The 16,649-nt window shown below is 37.4% G+C and carries 18 protein-coding genes; 5 read left to right on the forward strand and 13 right to left on the reverse strand.

All coding sequences use genetic code 11. The features are described from left to right. Positions 1 to 8: 8 nt before the first annotated feature. From noc to mnmG, 4 genes are all read right to left on the reverse strand, one after another. Positions 9 to 758 carry a nucleoid occlusion protein gene (gene noc, locus G7061_RS00590; protein WP_159634935.1) on the reverse strand — a complete coding sequence of 250 codons (750 nt, stop codon included), beginning with the start codon at positions 756 to 758 and terminating at the stop codon, positions 9 to 11. Then, positions 751 to 1,467, reverse strand: a complete 717-nt coding sequence (rsmG, locus tag G7061_RS00595; protein ID WP_166118012.1) for a 16S rRNA (guanine(527)-N(7))-methyltransferase RsmG — start codon at positions 1,465 to 1,467, stop codon at positions 751 to 753. The genes noc and rsmG overlap by 8 nt, the downstream gene beginning before the upstream one ends. 13 nt (positions 1,468 to 1,480) lie before the next feature. Next, positions 1,481 to 2,452, reverse strand: a complete 972-nt coding sequence (locus G7061_RS00600) for a Gfo/Idh/MocA family protein (protein ID WP_166118013.1) — start codon at positions 2,450 to 2,452, stop codon at positions 1,481 to 1,483. 155 nt (positions 2,453 to 2,607) lie between these two features. Beyond that, positions 2,608 to 4,467 (reverse strand): tRNA uridine-5-carboxymethylaminomethyl(34) synthesis enzyme MnmG, encoded by a 1,860-nt coding sequence (gene mnmG, locus G7061_RS00605; protein ID WP_159634926.1) that lies wholly within the window; start codon positions 4,465 to 4,467, stop codon positions 2,608 to 2,610. A 129-nt stretch (positions 4,468 to 4,596) separates the two neighbouring features. On the opposite strand from mnmG, the gene G7061_RS00610 reads away from it, so the two are divergent. The 3 genes from G7061_RS00610 to G7061_RS00620 are packed head-to-tail and all read left to right on the forward strand — an operon-like array spanning position 4,597 to position 7,804. Then, positions 4,597 to 4,956, forward strand: a complete 360-nt coding sequence (locus tag G7061_RS00610) for a GntR family transcriptional regulator (protein WP_159641735.1) — start codon at positions 4,597 to 4,599, stop codon at positions 4,954 to 4,956. Further along, the gene (locus tag G7061_RS00615; protein ID WP_166118015.1) at positions 4,953 to 5,822 is read left to right on the forward strand and encodes an ABC transporter ATP-binding protein; all 870 of its coding nucleotides are present in this window, start codon (positions 4,953 to 4,955) and stop codon (positions 5,820 to 5,822) included. The genes G7061_RS00610 and G7061_RS00615 overlap by 4 nt, the downstream gene beginning before the upstream one ends. Then, a complete protein-coding gene (locus tag G7061_RS00620; RefSeq protein WP_159641734.1) occupies positions 5,819 to 7,804 on the forward strand; it encodes an ABC transporter permease in 1,986 nt (661 codons plus the stop codon). Before G7061_RS00615 ends, G7061_RS00620 begins: the two co-directional genes overlap by 4 nt. 33 nt (positions 7,805 to 7,837) lie before the next feature. Here the strand turns inward: G7061_RS00620 and G7061_RS00625 are convergent, their stop codons facing one another. From G7061_RS00625 to tmk, 9 genes are all read right to left on the reverse strand, one after another. After that, positions 7,838 to 8,446, reverse strand: coding sequence for a histidine phosphatase family protein (locus G7061_RS00625; RefSeq protein ID WP_159650022.1), 609 nt, complete (start codon positions 8,444 to 8,446; stop codon positions 7,838 to 7,840). A 50-nt stretch (positions 8,447 to 8,496) separates the two neighbouring features. Beyond that, positions 8,497 to 9,099, reverse strand: a complete 603-nt coding sequence (locus tag G7061_RS00630) for a histidine phosphatase family protein (RefSeq protein ID WP_159634911.1) — start codon at positions 9,097 to 9,099, stop codon at positions 8,497 to 8,499. A gap of 43 nt (positions 9,100 to 9,142) precedes the next feature. After that, positions 9,143 to 11,062 (reverse strand): methionine--tRNA ligase, encoded by a 1,920-nt coding sequence (metG, locus tag G7061_RS00635; protein ID WP_159641732.1) that lies wholly within the window; start codon positions 11,060 to 11,062, stop codon positions 9,143 to 9,145. A gap of 95 nt (positions 11,063 to 11,157) precedes the next feature. Beyond that, a complete protein-coding gene (locus tag G7061_RS00640; RefSeq protein ID WP_166118017.1) occupies positions 11,158 to 11,925 on the reverse strand; it encodes a tyrosine-protein phosphatase in 768 nt (255 codons plus the stop codon). A 46-nt stretch (positions 11,926 to 11,971) separates the two neighbouring features. Further along, a complete protein-coding gene (locus tag G7061_RS00645) occupies positions 11,972 to 12,370 on the reverse strand; it encodes a Fur family transcriptional regulator (RefSeq protein ID WP_159634902.1) in 399 nt (132 codons plus the stop codon). A 30-nt stretch (positions 12,371 to 12,400) separates the two neighbouring features. Further along, positions 12,401 to 13,375 carry a GMP reductase gene (gene guaC, locus G7061_RS00650; RefSeq protein WP_159634899.1) on the reverse strand — a complete coding sequence of 325 codons (975 nt, stop codon included), beginning with the start codon at positions 13,373 to 13,375 and terminating at the stop codon, positions 12,401 to 12,403. Positions 13,376 to 13,385: 10 nt separating this feature from the next. After that, complete coding sequence (gene rsmI, locus G7061_RS00655) at positions 13,386 to 14,231, reverse strand: 16S rRNA (cytidine(1402)-2'-O)-methyltransferase (protein WP_159641730.1); 846 nt, start codon at positions 14,229 to 14,231, stop codon at positions 13,386 to 13,388. An 11-nt stretch (positions 14,232 to 14,242) separates the two neighbouring features. Then, entirely contained in the window at positions 14,243 to 15,184 is a 942-nt protein-coding gene (locus tag G7061_RS00660; RefSeq protein WP_166118019.1) for a DNA polymerase III subunit, read from the reverse strand. Continuing rightward, the gene (tmk, locus tag G7061_RS00665; protein ID WP_370456902.1) at positions 15,168 to 15,800 is read right to left on the reverse strand and encodes a dTMP kinase; all 633 of its coding nucleotides are present in this window, start codon (positions 15,798 to 15,800) and stop codon (positions 15,168 to 15,170) included. The genes G7061_RS00660 and tmk overlap by 17 nt, the downstream gene beginning before the upstream one ends. A gap of 101 nt (positions 15,801 to 15,901) precedes the next feature. On the opposite strand from tmk, the gene G7061_RS00670 reads away from it, so the two are divergent. Further along, a complete protein-coding gene (locus G7061_RS00670) occupies positions 15,902 to 16,120 on the forward strand; it encodes a hypothetical protein (protein WP_159645159.1) in 219 nt (72 codons plus the stop codon). After that, complete coding sequence (locus G7061_RS00675; protein WP_166118021.1) at positions 16,104 to 16,646, forward strand: NUDIX hydrolase; 543 nt, start codon at positions 16,104 to 16,106, stop codon at positions 16,644 to 16,646. Before G7061_RS00670 ends, G7061_RS00675 begins: the two co-directional genes overlap by 17 nt. The last annotated feature ends 3 nt before the right edge of the window (positions 16,647 to 16,649 follow it).

A 16,649-nucleotide genomic window follows, 5' to 3' on the forward strand; every position in this document is an offset into this window, starting at 1 on the left:
CTATGGTTTTATTTTGGGAAGCGAATTGTCATGACAACTTCGTCTTCTAAGTCTTCCATTTCTGCTTTTACAGCAATTCCTGTTTTTTCAATCATCTGTACAGATTGGTTTATCGTATTGATACCAATTTTAATATGTTGGGAAATTCCACGCGTAACAGGTTTGCGTTTTTTCGGTTTATTTACCATAGTTTCTGTTTGTTTAACATTCAACTTTTTGGCAAGTATCGCCTCTAGGAATTCTTCTTGTTTTTCACGTTCAACACCCAATAGTGCACGTGCATGACGCTCCGTTATTTCTCTTTTCCCGAGTGATTCAAGAATTGGTTCAGGTAATTCCAACAAACGAATTTTATTGGCAATTGCTGATTGTGATTTTCCGACACGTGATGCAAGTTCTTTTTGCGTAATTCCTTGAAGTCTTAGTAAGTCACGGTATGATCGTGCTTCCTCAAGGACACTTAAATTTTCTCTTTGGATATTTTCAATCAGTGCTAATGTTGCACTTTTTTCATCATTGATATTGCTAATAATACTTGGTACCGTTAAAAATCCGGACATGAGCATGGCGCGATAACGTCTTTCGCCTGCAATAATCTCATAATGATCATCAACTTCACGAACAACTATTGGTTGAATTAAGCCATTCTCACGAATAGACTGAGCTAATTCCAATAAGCTTTCTTCATCAAATACAGTACGTGGTTGGTAACGATTGGGCTGTACTAGTTCAATCGGTATATCTTTGCGATCAATCATGATTCCTCCCCGACAACGGTGTCTTCTTTATTTTAGCATAAATACGTGGATATTTCTTTGGCGTGTTCTTAATTTTAACGATTTCAAGGTTATATCGCTCACCCATAATTTCATCATCAAAAAAGTGACTTTCTTTGAATGACCCACCAAGGGTTGTGATGGCCTTTTTTGATATTTCCAGTTCTTCCATCGCGCGTTGACCTTTCATTGCCAGAAAGGTTCCACCCATTTTGACGAATGGAAGGCATAACTCACTGAGAATATCGAGATATGCCACAGCCCGTGCCGTCGCATAGTCAAACGATTCTCTCAAATCAACGATTGCGTCTTCAGCTCGTTGGTTCAAAACAGTAACATTTTTGAGACCACATTCTGCAACAACACGATTTAGAAAATTTGTACGCTTTGTTGTTGGCTCAATACATGTCACATGAACATCCGGTCTTGCAATAGCAATGACAATTCCTGGAAATCCAGCGCCACTACCGATGTCCGCTAAGGTAGTGTTTGCCTTAATCAATGGAGATATCAGTAATGAATCATAAAAATGCTTGTGGAAAATCCCTGCATCATCGTCAATTGCGGTAAGATTCAACACCTGATTCACTTCTTGAATGAGTGATTTATACGTTAAAAATTGTTGCTCCATCGTATCTGAAACAACAATTCCTAATGTATTTATCTGTTCTATAAATACGTTGAAATTCATGCATACTCCTTTATTAAAATTCAAATTTTAGATTGATTGCATCGCGTGCTTTTTCTGCAACCTCGACAACAGCAAGGCTGTGTTCAAGTAATGCGTCACGACGCACAAAATCTTGTGTATCATAAATATTTTTGAATACATCTACTTGATAGTAAAGACGTGGTTTATCTTGAATATTATAATCGATTTTTGCGTCTTTTGTAATCGTTTCGACACTTTTAATACTGTTTACGCCTTCAGGAATGTAGAGGTAACCGTTTTCGCCTTGGATTTGTCCGAAATTTTTAGAAAAACTATCTTTTGCACCGACACATTCAACAACCATACCAGGATACGTTAGTGTTACAACACCAGAAGTATCAATACCATTTTCATGCGTATTTGCGATGTAAGTAACATGATCAGGTTTCCCAAATAAACCCACAACAAAATGAAGGTTGTAAATGTTAATATCTGCTAGCGCTCCGCCAGAAAATTGTGGATCAAAGACATTTGTGACTTCACCATTTTTTAATTGTGTATAACGGCTTGAGTACTGGCTAAAATTACATTGAATTGCCTTAATTGGAGCAATTCGGTCGAATTGCTGACTAATATACTTAAAGTGTGGCATATGTATGTTGCAAATTGCTTCAAACAACATTAAATTTTTCGCTTTTGCCAAGGCAATCATTTCTTGTGCCCGGGCCACATTTCCAGCAAAGGGCTTTTCTACAATGACATTTTTTCCAGCATGGAGTGCTTGCATTGTATAGCTATAATGCAAACTATTAGGTGATGCAATATAAATAAAATCTAACGCTGGGTCAGCTAGCATTGCATCAAGATCATCATAAGCTTTAGGTATGTCATTTTTTTGTGCAAAAAGTGATGCACGGTCCATGGTTCTTGAATATGCGGCATCAAAACTAACACCTTCAACGATCCGTGCAGCTTGGATAAATTCTTCAACAATAACACCACTTCCGATTGTCCCTATTTTCATAACAGGTCCTCCTTTGGGGTCGATTACTTGTATTATATCATTTTTTTGGTGTATTCATGATGTTGTATCTCGAAGTCATTCTAAAAGTGATCAGTTTTCAATTTTTATACATTATTGGGTGGTAAACTGCAAAGAAAAACACCCACGAATGGGTGTTAAGCTTGTTTATTTCTTTGTTTGAGAACCATTGCTAGGATTGCGACATCTGCAGGATTAACTCCCGATATTCGTGATGCTTGTCCCATTGTGACAGGACGTACCAATCCAAGTTTTTGTTTTCCCTCAATTGATAAGTTATCAATGGCATCATAATTAATGTCTTCTGGAAGTTTTATATTTTCCATCGAACGTAGTTTTTCCGCATCCTTCATGGCTTTACGGATGTAACCTTCATACTTAATCTCTACTTGAATTTGGAATGCAAGATCTTGACGAACATCCATATTGAACAGTTCAAGCATCTCCAGTAATTCAATACCCGGACGTTTAACTGCATCATATAATGTTAAGTCATGACTTTCAAACGGAGAATCCTTTGACGCAAAGTATGCCGTAAAGTTTTCATCATGAGGTACTTTGATTGTTTTCGCTTCTTCAATAAACGCATCAATAATCGCAATATCATCTTGAATAGATTGTGCTTTATCATCATGTAATAAGCCTATGCGTTGTCCAAAATGGGATAGACGTCTATACGCATTATCGTGACGTAATAACAGACGGTATTCTGCACGAGATGTGAGCAAACGGTACGGCTCTAACGTTCCTTTTGTCACCAAATCGTCAATCATAACACCAATATAAGCTTCATCACGTTTTAAAATAAGTGGTTCTTCCCCACGTACTTTTAATGCTGCATTGATACCCGCCATTAGTCCTTGGCCCGCTGCTTCTTCGTACCCTGAAGTACCATTAATTTGGCCCGCTGTAAACAGACCATCAACTGACATTATTTCTAGAGTTGGTTTCAATTGAATTGGGTCAATTGCATCATACTCAATGGCATAGCCATATTTTTGAACACGTACATTTTCCAATCCAGGAATCGTACGAAGCATAGCATCTTGTACATCTTCAGGTAATGAAGAACTGAGTCCTTGAACATATGTTGTATCAAGCGATGCTGCCTCTGGTTCCAAGAAAATTTGGTGACGTTCTTTATCTGCAAAACGTACAATCTTATCTTCAATAGATGGACAGTAACGCGCACCAACACCTTCTACAACACCTGAATACATACTTGATTTTCCTAAGTTGGCTTGGATAATTTTATGAGTTTCTTCATTTGTATAGGTTAGGTAACAAGCATATTGTTCTTGAATAACATCTTCTTTACGTGTTGTATTTGAGAAATAATACGGTTTGTCATCACCAGGTTGGATCGTTGTCTTTGTGAAGTCAATACTATCTGTATAGACTCGTGCAGGGGTTCCAGTCTTTAAACGGAATGTTTTTAGACCAAGAGCACGTATTGAGTTGGACAACTTGTTTGACGTTGGATCACCTTCAGGACCTGAGTGAGTAACACGATCTGAGACCAAAATTTTTGAGCTCATATAGGTTCCAGAAGTAATAATAACCGTCTTTGTTGCAATGAATTCATCGTTAGCACATTGAATACCAACAATTTTCCCATCCTCAACAACAAGTCCTTCCACCATTTTTTGGACAATTTCAATACCTGGTTCATTCAATACAGCATCGCGCATAGCTTTACTGTATTCGATTTTGTCAGATTGGACTCGTAAGCTTTGTACGCCTGGTCCTTTACTTGAATTTAATACACGGAATTGTAGTGCTGTTTGGTCTGCAATTTTTCCCATAACACCACCCAATGCCTCAATTTCGCGAACAACAATACCTTTTGCAGGACCTCCAATTGAGGGGTTGCAAGGCATGGCTGCGATTCGATCAATATTTAACGTAAAGAGTGCAGTTTTTTGTCCCATGCGAGCTGCAGCTACTGCTGCTTCAACACCGGCATGACCGCCTCCTACTACTATAACATCATACATATCTAAAGCCTCCGTCTTAGATTTTAACACATTATCCATAAAATCCGCTATTTTATGCTTAAACTATTGACAGCCGACACCGCTTTGTATTACTGTATTACTATAAGTGGTACAGATAGAGGTGACATTATGTTCAGTATTAATTCAAGAAGTTCCTTGCCAATCTTTGAACAGATTGTGCAACAAGTCGCTAAGTATATCGCTATTGGGATATTGAAGCCACACGATCAGCTTCCAACAGTACGGATTCTTGCTAAAGAATTAGGAATCAATCCGAATACGGTTTCGAAGGCATATCACGAATGCGAAATGGCGGGTTTAATCTATTCCGTAGCAGGAAAGGGGTCGTTTGTCAGTGAGACAACCGAAGGACTAGACTCAGTCTTAGAAGATGCCTATTCAATCTTAGCAAGTGCATATCAACAACTTATTGAACTGGGTGAAGACCCAGAGACTGTTCAAAATTTTCTAAAGAGGGCACACTCATGATCCAATTTATTAATGTTAACAAACGCTACGAGCATCGCGAAGTCCTCGAAGACATCAACCTCCGTATTGAAGATGGTACGATTTTAGGACTTATTGGTCGAAACGGTGCTGGAAAATCCACCTTTTTACGACTCATTGCTGGTGTCGTTGAAGCTGATGCAGGAATTGTTGCATTTAACCAACAACAAGTTTTCGATAATCCAAATGTCCAAAAAGAGGTTTTCTTTGTCAGCGATGACGCCTATTTTATGACTAAAGCAACCATCAAAGAGATGCGCGATTTTTATAAAGTCTTCTATAAAAATTTTGACGATGGTCGTTTCTATGAATTACTCTATCTTTTTGATTTAGATGAAGATCAATCTTTAAACTCCTTCTCGAAAGGGATGAAACGGCAAGTCTCACTCCTTCTTGGAATCGCAGCACGCACCAAAGTACTGCTTTTGGACGAAGCATTTGATGGTCTTGATCCCTTAATGCGCTTCAAAATTCGCCAAATGATTAGTGATGAAGTTGCAACAAATAAAACAATTGTGATCATCTCATCACATAACCTTCAAGAGTTATCAGATATTTGCGATTCAGTAGTTATCTTAGATAAGAATACAATTCAGATGAACTACTCTCAAGAAGAGTTCTTAAATTCCTATCATAAATACCAGATTGCATTTGCGAACGATATTGATCCTAAAGTATTCGCAAACATTGAGACACTACGCATCAGTGGTAAATCACGAATTTTTACACTTCTTGTTAAAGGAAATCGTTCAGAAATAGAAGCATTTCTTGAAACATTAAACCCTATTCTTTACGAACATGATGATACATCACTCGATGAAATATTTATGGCGGAGGTCAACATATGAAACTCTTATTCACATCACGGATAAACTTTGATCTCATCGGCTTCCACGCGAAACGACTCAAGGCATTTATGACGGTTTTCACTATTTTATTGCTAACAACTTTTCCACTACCAATCTTTATCAATTGGCTCAATAGTTCAGCAACATCGACATTGAATCCATTTCCACAATTCTTGGTTAGCCTCCTTGCGACTGTCACTGTTTTCATCAGTGCCATTTCACCATTCTTATTCTTTAACTATTTATTTTCGAGTAAATCGGTGAATATTTATCACTCGTTGCCAGTACGACGTCGTGACCTATATATTACCTATTTATTTGCATCGTTAATGATGGTTGTAATTCCATTTACGATTACATATGGTTTGGGTTATATTCTTTCTTATATCTTGAATATTATTCCAATGTCCGTTGAACATCTCTTTATATATGCCCGTTTAGTTATTATTTTCGCGGCAATAATGAGTATGACAATTTTTGTCATCATGAATACCGGAACATTGTCCGATGCAATTATCTACACTGTAATTCTATCTATTGCACCTTATATTGCATATACCGCTGTCCAATTTTTTGCCGGACGCTTCATTCTTGGTTTTGCATCAGGGTCTGGCGAGATGCTTGCACTCTTCTCGCCTCATATCGCAACATTCCATGTTACCAATAGTTTAGGGGTTGAATACAGTCCTACGATTATCTCATCGTACTGGCTTATTCTTGGAATAATTATTAATGCTGTTTCTATCTATCTCTACCAAATTCGAAAATCTGAAAAGACAGAACAACCGTTTACGAATCGGGTCTTCTTCAGTCTCATTACATCTTTATTCACGGCATTGTTACTGGTTGGTTTGATTGCGTTCTGGGCAATTCTCACTAATGTGAACCATTTCCTATCACCATTCGTCATCATTCTCCCAATTTTACTTTGCTATGTCATTTACGTTTTATTAAATATTATCAAAAACCGATCGACACGAAATATCCGAGAAATAACACGAAACTACGGTATTGTTGTTCTTGTTACAATTGTAACCTGTGCATTTATTTTTATATCAAATGGCTATGGTTTCACAACACGCGTCCCAAATGCCGAAAATGTTGAGCGCATTAAGATTTCAGGAAGTACCGTTGCTCAATTACCTTTTGGTGAAGGATCAACTAAAGATATCTTTATCACATCTGATGAGGGTATTAACGATTTCGTTGCATTCCACCAATCAATTGTCGATGATTTCGAAAAAGACGCATCAGTATTATCCTACAGTGATATCTTTACAGAACCAGGGCAGTCACCATATGCGTTACTCAAATTTTCCTATAACTTAGATAATGGCAGTCAAATGAACCGAGAGTTCTTTGTTCGTAAAGACAAGTTGGATCCACTCTTTTCAATGATGCATACATCAGAAACACTGATTCAAATTAATCCATTATCACGACCACGTTTTAATCCTACTGCGATGCAAATTTTTAATAACACTCTGACAGCTGAGCATGAGTTCACTGGAAACTTTACAGAACTTGGAACCATCTATACTAATGATTTGAGGAATATTGATTCAACACAAGATTACACTCAAGATGGTGGCAAACTTGAATACATTGTTATGTATCAAAAGAATGCTGAAACCTATCAATTAAACGTTGACCAACGATTCCCAGGAACGCTTGCTTATCTCAAAGCAAACACAGGCAAGAAAACCGATGTTAATCTAAACTATTTCCTTGCCAAGCCAAAGACAGATATTGTAATTCCGCGATTCTTTAATCCCGAATACGGGTTTATGAGTACCAACGCATTGTCTTTTTTGAACTATGACACCGTTACTTTATCTAATTTATCTCGAACTGAGGCAGTCACTTATGAAACGGCAGTAACTGCTGCTGATTACACTAATGAACTACATAACATCTTATATGTTGAGTCAATCGGTCAAGATACACTAATTCCATTTTCAATTGCAATTCCATTGAAATAATCGAACAAAAAAAACTGTCTATTTAGACAGTTTTTATTTTATCTTCTCGATTGGATCATAATAGTTCAATGTGATGTAGTTATTTAACGCATCAAAATCAACATCGAGAATATAACCCAAGCCATTTGGCGTATCGATACGACGATAATTATCAAAAGATACAGGTTTGAGGAACATCAAGATGGTCTTAATGACTCCTGAATGACAGACGATTGTTACACTATCTTCGCCTGCTTTTTGCATTTCCCCAAGAACTGCCGTCAGTTTTCCAAACAAACGCAAACTAACTTGAGAAATGGTTTCACCATTCACATGGGGTTTGTTTTGGATATAAACTTCATTGTAAGGAATGTTGTTGATTTGATCCCAACGAACATCTTCATAATCACCAAAGTTAATCTCACGGAAGGCAAATGTTGATTCCGTAATTGGTGTTTCTTCACCATAAATAAGTTTAAATGTATCAATTGTACGTGTTAAATCAGATGTATAATAACGATCTGTTTTTGGGTAATTATACGTTTCACGGTATTCTTTGAGTTCGCGAATTCCTTTATCCGACAACATTGTGTCGCTCCAACCTGTATAAGTACCTAAATCATTTCCAACTGTAAATCCATGTCTTACTAATACAACTTTCATGCTATCACCTCTGGTTGTATTGTACCAAGATTCGCCTTTGAAAGCGACCTTTACTCCCAGACTTTATGGTAAGAGTTAAGGCGGATATGATTGTGCATTGCATCAAAATCTAAATCCATGACATATCCCAATCCATTGGGTGTTTCAATATTCATACGCTCTTCAAACGACAGTGGCGCAAGAAATGTAAGAACCATCATAATTACACCTGCATGACAAACAATCGTAACACTATCTTCATTCGATGCATCCATTTCGGAAAGTATTTTTGTTAGCTTTCCAAAAACACGTAAACTCATTTGCGAAACAGTCTCACCATTTAGAACTGGCTTGTTGTTGCCAAAAAGTTCGTCGAACGGATTAAAATCCATGGCATCCCACGCAACATTTTCATAATCGCCCACTGACATTTCACGAAATGCTGATGTTTTCTCTGCAAGCGGTGTTTCATCACCATAAAGAATTTTAAAGGTATCGTAAGCGCGGCTCAGATCAGAGCTGTAGTAACGATCGGTTTTGGGATAGGTATACGTTTCTCGATGTTGATGTAACTCTTCAATTCCTTTTTCACATAACGGTGTATCGTACCAACCTGCACATACACCCGTATCATTGGCCATGGAACGACCATGACGGATAAAAACAACTTTCATAAATTCCTCCTAAAAAATAAATCCCTCCTTGCGGAGGGACTGGTTAACTAATTTGAGTTCCGTTTGCGACAGTTCCACCTGAAACAAGATCCATTCCCTCAGCATCTTTGGCTGCTAGAATCATTCCGTTTGATTGGACACCCCGTAAACTGACAGGTTTTAAGTTCGTTACAACAACAACTTGTTTCCCCATTAGTTCGTCCTTCGTAAAGTGTTCCACAAGACCACTTACGACTTGGACAGTTTTAGATCCTAAGTCAACTTGAACTACATAGAGTTTGTCGGCTTTTGGATGTTTCTCAACATCCACTATTGTTCCTGTTTTTAGGATCATTTTTTTGAACTCATCTATCGTGATTTCTTCGACGACTTCTTCAACCACTTCTGGTTCTTCTTCAACAGTAAGTTTTGCTAAAGTTTCTTCTTTATCTAAACGTGAGAAGATAATTTCAGTTTTATCGATAACTTTGTGACCTAATGGTGTACGACCATATTGACGCGCACTTTCGAATGAACGATCTTCAACATTAATTTGGTCAAGAATTTTTTGAGATGTCGATGGAATGAAAGCTTCTAAAGCAATACCACCAACACGAATCAATTCTACAAGATTATAAAGTACCGTTTGTAGGCGATCACTTGACGCTTCATCTTTTGCCAGTACCCATGGTTGTGTATCATCAATATATTTATTTCCTTTACGGAAAAGACTTACAATTTCACTAATTGCATCTGCAACATGTAATGTTTCCATTTTTGTTTCGACATTTGGTATTAAATTTTGAATTGCATCAACAAGTTCTGTATCTAGTGGGTCTGTCACAGTGTTTACCGTTAGGACGCCCCCGTAGTATTTATTGATCATCGCAACTGTACGATTAACTAAGTTCCCTATAATATTCGCAAGGTCTGTGTTAATACGTTCAATCATCAGTTCATTTGTGATATGGCCATCACGTTCATAAGGCATTTCATGAAGCATAATATAACGAACAGGATCAACACCAAACACTGCAGCCAAGTCGTCAACATAAACCATGTTTCCTTTTGACTTACTCATTTTGTCATCACCGGAAAGTAACCATGGATGACCAAAAATTTGCTCGGGTAATTCAACATCTAATGCCATGAGAATAATTGGCCAGTAAATTGTGTGGAATCGTAAAATATCTTTACCAATTAAGTGAACATCTGCCGGCCACCATTCCGCAAACTCTGCGCTATGGTTTCCATCAGCATCATATCCAATACCTGTAATATAGTTGATTAATGCATCAATCCATACGTAAACAACATGTTCTGGATCAAAATCAACAGGAATTCCCCATTTGAAACTTGTACGAGAAACCGCTAAATCGTGAAGTGGTTCTGTTAAAAAGTTTTTGACCATTTCATTTTTACGTGATTCTGGTTGAATGAAATTTGGATTATTTTGAATATGTTTTACCAAACGATCCTGGTATTTACTCATTTTAAAGAAGTATGTTTCTTCTTTTTGACGTTCTAATTTTGCACCACAATCTGGGCATAAACCATCTTTAACTTGAATGTCTGAGTAAAATGCTTCATCAGCTTTACAGTACCAACCTTCGTAAACACCTTTATAGATATCCCCTTGGTCATGTAATTTTTTGAATACTTTTTTGACTTGTGTTTTATGATCTTCATCTGTGGTTCGAATGAAGTAATCATATTTTACGTCCATGAGATCAAAAAGGTCACGAATAATTGTAGAAATGTTATCGACATGTTCTTTTGGTGTAATACCCGCTGCAATCGCATAATCCTCAATTTTTTGTCCATGCTCGTCTGTTCCAGTTTGGAAACGAACATTAAAGCCTTGTGCACGTTTAAATCTCGCGATAGCATCAGCTAATACGATTTCATAAATGTTCCCAACATGAGGCTTTGCTGAGGTGTAAGCAATGGCGGATGTAATGTAATAATTTTTTTTATCTTTCATATAGGCCTCCGCATATTTCTTTGTAATTATAGCTTATTTAGTCACTTCTCACAACTTAGAAAAGAAAATCTCAATGGGATTCAATCCCACTGAGATTATTGTTCTGTTACGTAAATTGTTTTAAGTATTTCAATATCGTCTGCAGTAAGTTCTAAGACTTCCGCAACGTAGGTATCAAAATCACCATAATCTTCATCGATTGCATCAAATGCCGCTTGAATATAGGATTCCGCAACCATTGTATATCCTCGATAATTTTCGATCTGTTCGTGTGTCGCATCGGGATGCTGTTCCAACATGAGATCAACCATGCGTTTTTGATTATCTTTGTTGAGGATATTTGTCATCAAATAATCTTCTAAAATTGATTCTCGAGATGCACCCAGAATTTTCAATATTTGAGCAGCTGCGAACCCAGTACGATCTTTTCCTGCTGAACAATGGAAGTAAGTAGCACCTTCAGGATTATTTAAAAGTTCCTTGAAGAATTGGCGGTATTCATTACGAGCATCTTCATCACGAATAAATGTATCATTTAGCGATTGCATATGCTCAACCGAGTTTACGTCTTTGACCATCTTTAGCATTTCCATTGGGTCTGCTGTTGTGCGTTCGCGTTTCCCAAGTATATCCAAATGTGTATACCGGACACCATCGAGAATTTCGTTAGGTTGACGATCTTGTTCATTAAGCGTTCGCAAGTCGATAACATGCGTTAACTCAAATTCATCAACAAGACGGGCCCGCGTTTGGTCATCCAGATTTTCAAGAGGACCACCTCGCAACAATTTATGTGGCTTCACAACACCATTAGTAACAGGTATTCCAGCTAAATCACGGAAATTTAATATTTTTGTATGCATGTACTATCCCTTTCATATCTATTGAAAAATCCCGTAATGACGGGATTTAGCTTTTTTTGGTTCGTTTTTTTAAACATTCGCTGCAGATTCCCTCAAATGACATATCGTGATCAATCACGAGACATCCAAGTTCCTGTTCTACAAGCGCATGTAAATCATCACGATACTCAATCTCTACATCTTGTATTCGATTGCATTCGCGACATCTAAAATGATAATGATCATGTAGATTCTTATCATAGATAAATCCTAGCTCAGGATGGCGCACACGGTTAATCAACTTTTCTGCATACAAAACGTTAAGATTGCGATAAATAGTCGCAATTCCTACCGATACTCCATGCTCTTTTAATGTTGAATGTATTTCGTCTGCGGTCATATGTCCGTCAGATGCTTGAATAACATCGAGGATTTCTTGTCTTTGTTTTGTAAGTTTTAAACTCATAGCATCACCCTGTGTAAATTATATCATATTTTAACGGTCGCCGTTAAATATAGAATTCTTAACAATTACGTAATCTACTTTGCGGATTGACTCAAGGTCTCTTCCACCCGCATAGGAAATTGAAGATTGTAAGTCTTGCTTCATTTCTAACAATGTATCAGCAAGATTTCCCTTGTATGGTACCAAGATTTTCTTACCTTCGACATTTTTGTGTTCACCTTTTTGGAATTGTGACGCACTACCAAAGTATTCTTTAAATGTAACTCCATCTTTTTCAACAGTTTCCCCTGGAGATTCTTCGTGACCTGCAAAGAGTGAACCAATCATACACATTGTTGCTCCAAAGCGAATTGATTTTGCAATATCACCATGGTCGCGAATACCACCATCAGCAATAATTGGCTTACGTGCTGCTTTAGCACACCATGCTAGCGCTGATAATTGCCATCCACCAGTTCCAAAACCAGTTTTTAATTTTGTGATACATACTTTTCCAGGTCCAACGCCAACTTTCGTAGCATCCGCTCCCGCATTTTCAAGTTCGCGAACAGCTTCAGGTGTTGCGACATTACCCGCAATTACGAATGTTTGAGGAATGAATTTTTTAATATGTTTAATCATTGAGATAACGGACTCTGAGTGACCATGAGCAATATCAATTGTTATATAATCAGGGATCACATTGTCATTAGCGAGTTGTTCGATAAAACCATACTCATCACCTTTGACACCAACACTAATCGATGAAAATAAATTACGTTCTGCCATTTCCTTTATGAAGTCATAACGACGTGCTTCATCGAAGCGGTGCATAACATAAAAGTAGTTATTTTCTGCTAACCAGATTGCAAGGGGTTCATCAATAACGGTTTGCATGTTTGCAGGAACAATTGGCATTTCAAAACGGCGGTTTCCTAATTCAATGCTTGTATCACACTCTGAACGACTGTTCACAATACATTTATTGGGAATCAATTGAATATCTTCATAATCAAAAATTTTCATTTTATCTCTCCTATTTTGATTCGTGGTACTGCGCATAAAGATCATTTTTAGATACATTATTACGCTTCGCTACCAATGAGATTGATCGTGATACTGAATTTCCTTCTGAAATTGCGTCATCAATTTGCGAAATGAGCGTTTCAAACGTCACAATTTCTTCAACTGAATTTTTCTCAATGACAAGAACAAATTCACCTTTAATCACATCGACTGCATCGATAACTTCGGTAACACTGCCACGTATGAATTCTTCATGCATTTTGGTGAGTTCACGAACAAGGCATATTTGGCGATTACCTAATACATCATACACGATTTCTAGGGTCTTTGCTAACTTGTGAACCGATAAATAATAGACAGTTGTCATCGGCAAATCTTTATCTTTTTCGAGTTGTTTTTTTAATTGATTTTCTTTATGTTCCAAGAATCCCATAAACGCAAATGGTTGAGCAACAAGACCTGAAGCAACTAATGCATTTAGAAATGCACTCGCACCTGAAATTGGCACAACATTATATCCTGCAGCAATAACATCTCGAACCAAAGTTTGCCCAGGATCTGAAATTAGGGGGTATCCTGCATCACTAATTAATGCAACACTCGAATGGTTATGCAATAGGTCGATAATCCCTTGTGAACTCTCATGTTCGTTGTGAGCATGATGACTGATTAACTTCGTTTCAATATCAAAATGCGAAAATAGTTTACGCGCATTACGTGTATCCTCTGCAGCAACAATATCTACTGTTTTGAGAATCTCAATGGCACGTGGTGTCATTTCTTGTAAGTTTCCAATCGGTGTTGCGACAAGATACAGTGTTGGCAGTTCATTTTTAAAACTTTGTTGCTTAATCATAGCGGGACCTCCTAGAGCGTAAATGTTTTATGCTGATTCACAATTTCATAAGCGAGTTGATCAATGAGTAAGTTTGTATTTACCCCAGGGCGAATTCTATCTTTAATCATCAATACACGTTTCTTATATCCAAGTTTTGTATTGTCATTCATTTTATCGACATATTGATTGAATTTTGGAAATGTTTCAAAATCCAAACTTACCAAGAGCACGTCTAAAAATAAATCAATCGTTGTTTTGTCTAAGACTTTTTGTTTAATACCACGGTGCTGCATAAGAACGACACCTTCGTGAATGCGCATATCATTCAACATCCCTAAAAATTCTAACGCCAAATCTACGGTTGCTTGATACCCATCACTTTGACTTACAGTAAGCATTTCTTCAACGGTATTTTCAACTCTTGATAATAAATAAGCATCTTGTTCATCAAGTCCTTCTTCAATACCGGCTTCGTAGAGCAATTTTTGGTCGTTATCCTTCAATTGAATAAGTAGGCATCGTGATTTAATCGTTTCTAAGACGCGATTGGGTTGGGATGTCGTAAGAATTGCAGTCACATCACTATCCGGTTCTTCAAGAAACTTCAAAATACTATTCATTGCAGCGATACTAGCATTTTCTACATCTTCAATAATATAAACTTTACGCGAATTGGCTTCCATATTGGTTTGAACAAATTGCTCTTTCAACGTTACAATCTCTTGTTTTTTGATACTTTCATCTTTACTACTTAAAACGCTATAGTCACCATGTATTCGTTCTTTAATTCGAAGACACACACTACATGTTCCACACGCACCAATTTCTTGTTGCATGCACATCAAACTTTGCGCCATATACTCTGCAAAAGAAAAAGCATCACTTTTCCCTACAATTAGGTATGCATGTGACACACGATTTTTTTCTTGTTGTTTATGAAATAAATTTAATGCTTCAGTTTGAACGTTCATTAATAACCTCTTCAATAATTGCTATTGCTTGTGCAGCAACCGCTTCGACAGTTCCAGTACCATCAATTACACGAATACGGTCTGGAAAACGACGAATGACTTCTTGATACCCTTCATAGACACGTTTATGAAATTCAAACCCTTCCATCTCCAAACGATCTTTTGCGCCCCGTTTACCAGTACGCTCTAAACCAATTTCCGGGTCACAATCAATAAAAATCGTAACATCTGGAAGATGACTATCAATTGCAAACTTATTAATTTCCCAAACTTCATCAATGCCGATTCCACGGGCATATCCTTGATACGCTAGTGATGAATCAACAAAACGATCACAAAAAACAATACGACCTGCTTCGACGGCAGGTACAATTTTCTCCACTAAGTGTTGACGACGACTTGCTGCATACAATAATGCTTCTGTACGATCATCCATCTCTGTGTGGACTGGATCAAGGATCAGGTTTCGAATCTTTTCTGAAATTCCAATTCCCCCAGGTTCACGCGTTAGCAAGATATCTTCCCCTTTATCAATAAAATACTCTGTTAAGTATTTCGTGATAGTTGTCTTACCGCTTCCGTCTGGTCCTTCAAATGATACAAATAATCCCATAATCACACCTCTTTTTTTATCATTATATCATGCATCATTCTTTATTGTTGTTTGAAAAAATGATTTCAGTTAGAATGAAAAGTGATGAAAGAAGGATTACGTTGATGAAACCACTTAAACAGGCATTTCACAATGCTGCTGATGACAAAATTTATAATGGATTGATTGCTATAATTTTTATTTTGATGATTGTTTATATGTTTTGGCCACAACCCTTTATTCCCGTAATCACAGGAGTCTTGTTGATTGTTTGCTTTGGTTATCTAATTAAACACTATGTTGGTGCGCGAAAGGATTATAAAAACAATGGTAAAACCTTATAAAAAACTCGATGAACGAAAAAAATTTGATGGCTTTCTCATAGATGCCTTTGAGACTGATTTTGAGACCGATGTAGGTATTTTCACAGCAGAAGTCCTAAAACACCCTGGTGGGGCTGTAATCGCGGCGACACACGATGATGAATACTTTTATGTCGTTGATCAATTCCGTTTTGGTACAGAAATGATCATGACTGAATTTCCAGCTGGGAAAACAGATCCTGGTGAGATTCCCCTCAATGTTGCGAAACGTGAACTTCAAGAAGAAATTGGCTACAGAGCGCAAACTATTGTGCCACTTGGCATTATGCATCCAACACCTGCCTATCTTACAGAAGCATTAGCCTTATTCTACGCTACTGATTTAGAATTTGTTGGACAAAACCTTGATGAGGGTGAAGAACTTCACGTTCACCAACTCAAGCTCTCAGAGATTGAAGCAAAAATCATGAATAATGAAATTACAGATGCAAAGACAATTGCACTTACAATGAAACTCCGTCTTTATTTGCAAAATAAAAAGGTATGACAT

It is taken from the genome of Erysipelothrix sp. HDW6B, from assembly GCF_011301115.1.
Lineage (GTDB): Bacteria > Bacillota_I > Bacilli_A > Erysipelotrichales > Erysipelotrichaceae > Erysipelothrix > Erysipelothrix anatis.

What these genes read in the sequence shown, in the direction of transcription:
- G7061_RS00660 (WP_166118019.1), bottom strand. Translation starts at nt 15,184, where the DNA reads ATGAACGTTCAAACTGAAGCATTAAATTTATTTCATAAACAACAAGAA.
- rsmI (WP_159641730.1), bottom strand. Translation starts at nt 14,231, where the DNA reads ATGATTAAGCAACAAAGTTTTAAAAATGAACTGCCAACACTGTATCTT.
- G7061_RS00600 (WP_166118013.1), bottom strand. Translation starts at nt 2,452, where the DNA reads ATGAAAATAGGGACAATCGGAAGTGGTGTTATTGTTGAAGAATTTATC.
- rsmG (WP_166118012.1), bottom strand. Translation starts at nt 1,467, where the DNA reads ATGAATTTCAACGTATTTATAGAACAGATAAATACATTAGGAATTGTT.
- metG (WP_159641732.1), bottom strand. Translation starts at nt 11,062, where the DNA reads ATGAAAGATAAAAAAAATTATTACATTACATCCGCCATTGCTTACACC.
- G7061_RS00620 (WP_159641734.1), top strand. Translation starts at nt 5,819, where the DNA reads ATGAAACTCTTATTCACATCACGGATAAACTTTGATCTCATCGGCTTC.
- mnmG (WP_159634926.1), bottom strand. Translation starts at nt 4,467, where the DNA reads ATGTATGATGTTATAGTAGTAGGAGGCGGTCATGCCGGTGTTGAAGCA.
- G7061_RS00645 (WP_159634902.1), bottom strand. Translation starts at nt 12,370, where the DNA reads ATGAGTTTAAAACTTACAAAACAAAGACAAGAAATCCTCGATGTTATT.
- G7061_RS00630 (WP_159634911.1), bottom strand. Translation starts at nt 9,099, where the DNA reads ATGAAAGTTGTTTTTATCCGTCATGGTCGTTCCATGGCCAATGATACG.
- G7061_RS00675 (WP_166118021.1), top strand. Translation starts at nt 16,104, where the DNA reads ATGGTAAAACCTTATAAAAAACTCGATGAACGAAAAAAATTTGATGGC.
- G7061_RS00610 (WP_159641735.1), top strand. Translation starts at nt 4,597, where the DNA reads ATGTTCAGTATTAATTCAAGAAGTTCCTTGCCAATCTTTGAACAGATT.
- G7061_RS00625 (WP_159650022.1), bottom strand. Translation starts at nt 8,446, where the DNA reads ATGAAAGTTGTATTAGTAAGACATGGATTTACAGTTGGAAATGATTTA.
- guaC (WP_159634899.1), bottom strand. Translation starts at nt 13,375, where the DNA reads ATGAAAATTTTTGATTATGAAGATATTCAATTGATTCCCAATAAATGT.
- G7061_RS00615 (WP_166118015.1), top strand. Translation starts at nt 4,953, where the DNA reads ATGATCCAATTTATTAATGTTAACAAACGCTACGAGCATCGCGAAGTC.
- noc (WP_159634935.1), bottom strand. Translation starts at nt 758, where the DNA reads ATGATTGATCGCAAAGATATACCGATTGAACTAGTACAGCCCAATCGT.
- G7061_RS00670 (WP_159645159.1), top strand. Translation starts at nt 15,902, where the DNA reads ATGAAACCACTTAAACAGGCATTTCACAATGCTGCTGATGACAAAATT.
- G7061_RS00640 (WP_166118017.1), bottom strand. Translation starts at nt 11,925, where the DNA reads ATGCATACAAAAATATTAAATTTCCGTGATTTAGCTGGAATACCTGTT.